The 7,083-nt window shown below is 47.8% G+C and carries 7 protein-coding genes; 1 reads left to right on the forward strand and 6 read right to left on the reverse strand.

Annotation, left to right across the window (positions count from 1 at the left end; genetic code table 11):
• Positions 1-201: 201 nt before the first annotated feature.
• A complete protein-coding gene (locus tag ACIFQN_RS31950; RefSeq protein ID WP_429837090.1) occupies positions 202-1,896 on the forward strand; it encodes a M3 family oligoendopeptidase in 1,695 nt (564 codons plus the stop codon).
• Positions 1,897-1,951: 55 nt separating this feature from the next.
• Here the strand turns inward: ACIFQN_RS31950 and ACIFQN_RS31955 are convergent, their stop codons facing one another.
• From ACIFQN_RS31955 to nusB, 6 genes are all read right to left on the reverse strand, one after another.
• A complete protein-coding gene (locus ACIFQN_RS31955; RefSeq protein WP_429837101.1) occupies positions 1,952-2,854 on the reverse strand; it encodes a polyprenyl synthetase family protein in 903 nt (300 codons plus the stop codon).
• Positions 2,854-3,105: an exodeoxyribonuclease VII small subunit gene (gene xseB / locus ACIFQN_RS31960; protein WP_429837091.1), complete on the reverse strand. Its 252-nt coding sequence runs from the start codon at positions 3,103-3,105 to the stop codon at positions 2,854-2,856. The genes ACIFQN_RS31955 and xseB overlap by 1 nt, the downstream gene beginning before the upstream one ends.
• The gene (gene xseA / locus ACIFQN_RS31965) at positions 3,074-4,453 is read right to left on the reverse strand and encodes an exodeoxyribonuclease VII large subunit (protein ID WP_429837092.1); all 1,380 of its coding nucleotides are present in this window, start codon (positions 4,451-4,453) and stop codon (positions 3,074-3,076) included. Before xseA ends, xseB begins: the two co-directional genes overlap by 32 nt.
• Positions 4,454-4,608: 155 nt before the next feature.
• The gene (gene folD / locus ACIFQN_RS31970; protein WP_429837093.1) at positions 4,609-5,463 is read right to left on the reverse strand and encodes a bifunctional methylenetetrahydrofolate dehydrogenase/methenyltetrahydrofolate cyclohydrolase FolD; all 855 of its coding nucleotides are present in this window, start codon (positions 5,461-5,463) and stop codon (positions 4,609-4,611) included.
• Between the two features lie 82 nt (positions 5,464-5,545).
• Entirely contained in the window at positions 5,546-6,514 is a 969-nt protein-coding gene (locus ACIFQN_RS31975; protein WP_429837094.1) for an O-sialoglycoprotein endopeptidase, read from the reverse strand.
• A gap of 18 nt (positions 6,515-6,532) precedes the next feature.
• Entirely contained in the window at positions 6,533-6,937 is a 405-nt protein-coding gene (gene nusB, locus ACIFQN_RS31980; RefSeq protein WP_429837095.1) for a transcription antitermination factor NusB, read from the reverse strand.
• Between the last annotated feature and the right edge of the window lie 146 nt (positions 6,938-7,083).

A 7,083-nucleotide genomic window follows, 5' to 3' on the forward strand; every position in this document is an offset into this window, starting at 1 on the left:
TCAATCCAGCCCATGGAAAACTCGGCTTCCTTCCATTACGTAAAGCCTTAGACTCCGTATAATTTCAACTTGATTCATTATAACGGTTTCTTAATAAAAACACCACTTTTCCTCACTACCTGCTATTGTTCTGCCAAATACACCCATTTTCTGTTAAAATAAAATGGATCGGCAAATACGAGAAAGCGAGGTGGAATCCCAATGAAATTCTCAGAAATTGTATACAAGCGGGTAGATATGGAGAAGATCGAGCAACAATTTACAAATTTGTTGCAAGCCTTTCAAAACGCAGCAAGCTTCGAAGAACAAGACAAGGTGATGGGACAGCTAATTGAACTGCGCCAAGAGGTAGAATCCGCTCGTGAGGTGGCCCAAATTCGTCACACCGTCAACACAGAGGACCCTTTTTACAAGGATGAACAAGATTACTGGGATGAAGCAGGTCCCGTATATCAAGGGATTGTTGCTCGTTACTATGAAGCAATCGTCCACTCCGCTTTCCGCCCCGAGTTGGAAAACAAATGGGGCGTTCAGTTGTTTCGCATTGCTGAATCAACATTGCGAACGTTTTCGCCCGAAGTGGTCAATGACTTGCAGGAAGAAAATCGTTTGTCCAGCCAATACACCGCCTTGATCGCTTCTGCCAAGATCGAGTTTGAAGGGCAAGAACGAACTCTCCCTCAGCTATTCCCCTTTCAAACATCCACGGACAGACAGATGCGAAAAAGAGCAAATGAAGCCAAGTACGACTTCTTGCGTACGCATACAGAAGAATTGGATCGCATTTTTGACAGCTTGGTAAAGGTTCGTTCACGCATTGCCAAAAAGCTCGGATTTGCCAACTTCGTGGAACTGGCTTATGCCAGATTAAATCGTACAGACTACACTTCGGACATGGTAGCCAATTTCCGCCGCCAGGTACTAGAGAGAATCGTTCCCGCTGCCACAAAGCTCATAGAGCGGCAACGCGAGCGGATCGGTGTCGATACTATCAAGTATTACGATTTGGCTTTTGAATTCGCTACAGGCAATCCTACACCTAAAGGTTCGCCGGAGTGGATTGTAGAAAACGGAAAAAAGATGTATGCGGAATTATCTCCCGAAACGGACGAATTTTTTACTTTCATGCTGGAAAATGATTGTCTGGAGCTCATCAGCAAAAAAGGGAAGGCTACTGGCGGCTACTGTACATATATCAGTCACTACAAACTGCCCTTCATCTTCTCCAACTTTAATGGAACATCTGGTGATATTGATGTGTTGACTCACGAAGCCGGACATGCCTTTCAAGTTTATGTAAGTCGCGGTTTCGAAGTGCCTGAATATCATTTCCCTACGTATGAGGCTTGCGAGATTCACTCGATGAGCATGGAATTTTTGACCTGGCCTTGGATGGAGCAATTCTTTTTGGAGGACACCCAAAAGTACAAATTCGCTCACTTAAGCACATCGCTCACATTTATTCCGTATGGCGTAGCCGTTGATGAGTTCCAGCACGCTATTTATGAAAATCCGGAAATGACACCACAGGAGCGAAAGCACATCTGGCGCGAAATCGAAAGGAAATACCTTCCTTACCGAAACTACGATGAGAATGCGTTTTTGGAGGAGGGGGGCTTTTGGCAACAGCAAGCCCACATTTTCCGCGACCCATTTTATTACATTGACTACACGCTTGCGCAAATTTGCGCCTTTCAATTTTGGAAGCGTGCCCAAGAAAATAAAAAACAGGCCTGGTCAGACTACCTCATGCTGTGCAGGGAGGGCGGCAGTAAATCGTTCACGGAACTGGTTGCTGTCGCAAAACTGTACTCTCCTTTTGAAGATGGCTGCATAGAATCTGTCATCGGCGAGATTCAAAGCTGGCTGGATAGCGTAGATGACAAGCGCTTGTAAAGCGGACCTCAAAAATAAAAGCTGGCTTTTCCCAGTGGGAAGCCAGCTTCTTCACCTATTTGTTCCGATTGCGCACATAGTCAGCCAAGGGACTCAGCGCAGAATGTTCGATTCCTGCGTCCACCAAGGCTTTTTTTGCTTCTTCAATCAAGGAGACAAGGCGTGCCTTTGATTCTGCCAGTCCTAAAAGCGACGGATAGGTTGCTTTTTGGCGATCCGCATCGCTGCCAACTGCCTTGCCCAATTCGGCAGCGTCGCCTTCCACATTGAGAATATCATCCTGAATCTGGAAAGCCAGTCCAATGCAGACGCCATATCGTGTCAAAGCATCCATCTGTGCTTCACTGGCCTCGGCCAAGTATCCGCCCCCACGCAATGCTGCAATGAGCAGATCTCCCGTTTTGTGCTGATGAATGAACTCCAGTTGCTCTAGATTAAGCTGCTTGGTCTCACCCTCGATGTCAGCCATTTGTCCTCCGACCATCCCTTTTGCCCCCGCGCGTTTGCCCAGCTCGGCAATCAACCCAACGATCGTAGCCGGCGATACATCTGAGTGGACTTGGTAGGCTTCGGCGATATGGGAAAAAGCGCGAGTCAACAGAGCATCCCCTGCCAAAATGGCCGTAGCTTCCCCATACACCTTATGGTTGGTTGGTTTGCCACGTCGTAGATCATCATCATCCATGGCAGGCAAATCATCGTGGATAAGTGAGTACGTATGTATCATTTCCAAAGCGACAGCAAAAGGTATCCCTCGCTCAATCGGCTTGTCCAGCGCTTCAAGCACCGCCAGCACCAGCATTGGACGCAGTCTCTTGCCGCCTGCCATAAGCGAATACTTCATGGATTCATACAAAGAAGAAGGTACGCCTTGTTTCTCCAAAGCCGGGATCAGGTTCTCCTCAATATAGGCGATCTTGTTCTGTAAATAGGTTTGGAAGGTGTCCACTGCGATCATCATTCCCCTTCCACACGAAAAGCCTTTTGCTTAAGTTGTCCGTCCTCTTCCACCAGCTGTACGATCTTGGCTTCAATGGCATCCAGCTTCTGGCCGCAAATTCGGGAGAGGGTAACCCCTTCCTGATACAGAGTGATTGCCTCTTCCAAAGGAATTTCTCCTTCTTCCAAACGATTCACAACCTCTTCCAGCCGCTTCATCGCTTCTTCAAACTGCATGTCAGTCTCTTGGTCTGTTTTCTTGCGAGCCATTGTGTTTCTCCTCCCGATTGATCTGTTCCACGCGTGCAGTCGCACTACCATCTCTTAATCGTACCATGAGCTCATCTCCGGGAGCAAATTGCTCTACGGATTTTATCAGTGTTTCTCCCGTATAAACCAAGGAAAAACCACGCTGCATGACCTTAAGCGGACTCAACGCATCTAATTGAGCAACACGAGAGGAAAACGTCATTTGCTTTTGGGTCAGATGCCTACGAATTCGTTCATCCAGACGGGCGCGAAACGTTGCTACATGTTTTCGCCGCTCTCCAATTTGATCCGCCAAGCGGTACCGTTTGAATTGACCTGCAATCCGATCATATCGCTCGCGTCTTCGTTCCAAAAGGTGTTTCATCGACTGTCGCATCCGCAAATGTGCCCGGTCCAGACGCTCGGCTGCTTCCTCGAGACGCCGCTCTGGCTGCCTCATCGCATAAGAGTTACTCAATCGTTCCAATCGTTTTCGCTCCGTGCTGATCCGGTTTTGAACCGCCCGATAGATGCGGCTGTCAAATTGCTTGACCCGCTCTACCCACTCCAGGTAATGCGGAACGGCCAACTCTGCCGCAGCAGTAGGTGTCGCTGCCCTGACATCCGCCACAAAGTCGGCGATCGTCACATCTGTTTCGTGCCCGACTGCAGAAATCACAGGAATGACGGACGAAGCAATCGCACGAGCGACATGCTCGTCATTGAACGCCCACAGCTCTTCGATAGATCCTCCGCCGCGGCCGACAATCAACACGTCGATATCTGTCTGCTGATTCATGATCCGAATGGCCGAAATAATGGAAGCCGGTGCCTCTACACCCTGTACCACCGCTGGAGCCAAAACGATTTGTGCCTGAGGAAAACGCCGACGAATCGTCGTGCAAATGTCGCGTATCGCTGCCCCTGTCGGTGAGGTCACAACCCCTACTTTTTTAGGAAATCGTGGGAGCACCCGTTTTCTTTCTGCCGCAAATAGTCCTTCTCCCGCCAGTTTTTCTTTTAATTGTTCAAAAGCCAAATAAAGAGATCCCAGACCGTCCGGCTGCATCTCCTTGGCATAAAGCTGATATGCTCCGTCCCTTTCAAATGCAGAAATCGAACCACGTACAATCGTCTTGGTTCCATCTTTGGGGATGAAGCGTAAGAAACGGTTATAGCTTGCAAACATTACAACCTTGATCCGCGAGGTTTTATCCTTTAGGGTAAAATACATATGTCCGCTGGAATGGTGAGTAAAGTTGGAGATTTCTCCCCTCACCCAAACATCTTGCAAAAGTGTTTCTTTTTCCAGCACAAGTTTAATAAAGCGGTTTAAATCACTGACAGATAAAATGTTTTGAACAGCCATACGCCCCTCCTCTTAGAAAACCTGGCTGCGCCATGCCTTTTGGCGGAGCCGCGGTGCACTTATACTGGATAAGAATTTATAAATTCTTATCTGTATAAAAAGGAAAAGGATAAAGCAGCGAGCGCCCTATCCATTTCCAAAGTAGCAGGTACTGTTTATCGTTTTGCTTGCTTTCTTGCTGCTGTAACCGTGTTTTTCAAAAGCATGGTGATCGTCATCGGGCCTACGCCTCCAGGAACTGGCGTCAAGAAGCCTGCTACTTCTTTTACTTCGTCAAATTTGACGTCGCCTACCAGTTTTCCTGTCTCAATGCGGTTAACCCCTACGTCAATCACAACTGCACCTGGTTTCACGTGTTCTTTTCCGATCATATGCGCCTTACCGGTAGCCACTACGAGAATATCAGCATTTCTTGTATGCTCCACCAGGTTTTCCGTACGTGAATGACACATAGTGACCGTCGCATTTTCCTGCTGCAATAACAAGGAGACAGGCTTACCGACAATATTGCTCCGACCAATAACAACAGCATTCTTGCCTGCGATGTTGGTTCCTGTGCGCTTAATCAATTCAATAATGCCGTGTGGTGTACACGGTAGCATCGTTTCATTCCCCAGTACCATGTTGCCGACACTGATTGGGTGAAAACCATCCACGTCTTTTTCCGGATGGATAGCTTCGATAACAGCACTCTCCGAGATGTGAGCTGGCAGAGGGAGTTGAACCAAAATCCCGCTAACGTTCGGATTTTCGTTCAATTGCTGAATAATCGCCAATAATTCTTCCTCTGTAGTCGCAGCGTCCTTCAAAATCAACTCGGAGCGTATACCGACTTCCTCACAGCCCTTTGACTTTCCACGTACATACGAATGAGATGCGGGATCGTCTCCCACCAAGACAACAGTCAAACCAGGAACAATCCCCTGTTCTTTCAAATCTGCCACTTCCCACGCCAACTCGGCGCGGATACTTTGTGCTACTTCTTTTCCTTGGAGAATGGTTGCAGCCATGGAGAAAAAGCCTCCTTCATTTACGTCGATACCTTTAGTGTACCGATTTAACGAGTAGCTGTAAAGCCGAATCATAAAAAGTTCAAGATTCTTTAATGTTCGTCTTTTGCTTCATCCAACCAAGCATAGCAACTCCGTAAGCATTATCCCCCGAGTAAACAGGATCACAAAAAAACAGCTTTGCTTTCACGGCGGGGTGCTCCAAACGTTTGATCAAGCGCTCTCGCATGTACTGGTTTGCAGCGACTCCACCAACGATGAGGATGTCTTTGGGCAAGCCTTGTTCAACCGCATTTCTGAGTGCTTTTTCCAACGTATTGGCTATGCATTGTTCTGTGGCACGAGCGATATCCGCATGACTCGCCTTGCCTGCTTCGAGCGCGCGCAACAACGCGGCTTCTGGACCTGAAAAACTAAAAGTCAATCCATCGACCGCAGAGGATACACGAAATTCGCCTGTTGATTGTTTAGCAAGCTCCTCCAAATGAGGACCAGCCGGAAATGACATACCCAGCGCGACACCTATACGGTCTACCAATTGTCCTGCGTGAAGGTCAATGGTTCCTCCTACTTTTTCAATTGCATAGCCCGAAGCATTGCGATCGCATAGAAGCAATTCGCTTGTTCCCCCTGATAGGTGTACAGCTAAAAAGCGGTTCTGTGCAGGGCGTTCTGCCGCTGTGTATTCCCCCGCCGCAACGTGTCCTTCCTGATGTGTAGTGAGATGGAGCGGAACACGCAAATACGTCGCTAGTGATTTCGCCAACCCTTCGCCTACTTTAAAGACGGGCATATACGACTGATCAACAGGGCGCGGCTTTTCACTGACGCATATCGCTTCGATTTCGTAGTCCATCCACTTCATTTGCTCACTTAGTTCCGGCAAGTTCATCACATGCTGAAAGACGGCTTCAGATTGCTGCAGACCGCGCTTTCCTTCCTTTACTTTCAGAAGGCGTTTTGCTTCTGCTACAATCCGGCCGTCTTCCTGAGCCAAGCACAATGATGTCCGGTAATTGCTCGTATCAATGCCCAACATTACCTTAGTCATGCCTGTATCTCCTGCCTGTTACGCCTGTGCCGTCTCACGAGTCTGCAAGAAGCTGGACAAGACGCCGTTGATATACCGATGGGACTGTTCATCGCTAAACAGCTTGGCAATTTCAATCGCTTCGTTCATAACGACCTTATCAGGAGTTTCTGCTTCAAACATGATCTCATAGAAAGCCAGACGAAGAATAGCGCGATCAACATTGGCAATTCGCTCCAATTGCCAGCCACGCAGATACTTCTTAATTTCCGCATCAATCTCGGTCAAGTGTGTCAATACACCGTCAAGAAGATAGCGCAGATATTGCGCGTTTTCTTCGGATTCTTCCATGACGAGTGCAACCGCTTCTTTTACTGGGACTTCAGCCATGTCAATCTGGAAAAGACATTGGACTGCTTTTTCTCGTGCTGTTCTTCGTTTCATTCCATTCACCTACTAATTAAAGTGAGTTCGAAAGGCAAACCATTCCGAACCTATGTGTTCGGAAACAAATCATTCCGAACCTATGTGTTCGGAAACAAAGCATTCCGAACCTAATGTGTTCGGAAACAAATCATTCCGAACCTAAT

This window comes from Brevibacillus sp. NRS-1366, from assembly GCF_050467985.1.

Coding starts and splice junctions, on each gene's coding strand:
- xseB (WP_429837091.1), bottom strand. CDS start 3,105: ATGGCTCGCAAGAAAACAGACCAAGAGACTGACATGCAGTTTGAAGAA.
- ACIFQN_RS31975 (WP_429837094.1), bottom strand. CDS start 6,514: ATGACTAAGGTAATGTTGGGCATTGATACGAGCAATTACCGGACATCA.
- ACIFQN_RS31950 (WP_429837090.1), top strand. CDS start 202: ATGAAATTCTCAGAAATTGTATACAAGCGGGTAGATATGGAGAAGATC.
- folD (WP_429837093.1), bottom strand. CDS start 5,463: ATGGCTGCAACCATTCTCCAAGGAAAAGAAGTAGCACAAAGTATCCGC.
- ACIFQN_RS31955 (WP_429837101.1), bottom strand. CDS start 2,854: ATGATCGCAGTGGACACCTTCCAAACCTATTTACAGAACAAGATCGCC.
- nusB (WP_429837095.1), bottom strand. CDS start 6,937: ATGAAACGAAGAACAGCACGAGAAAAAGCAGTCCAATGTCTTTTCCAG.
- xseA (WP_429837092.1), bottom strand. CDS start 4,453: ATGGCTGTTCAAAACATTTTATCTGTCAGTGATTTAAACCGCTTTATT.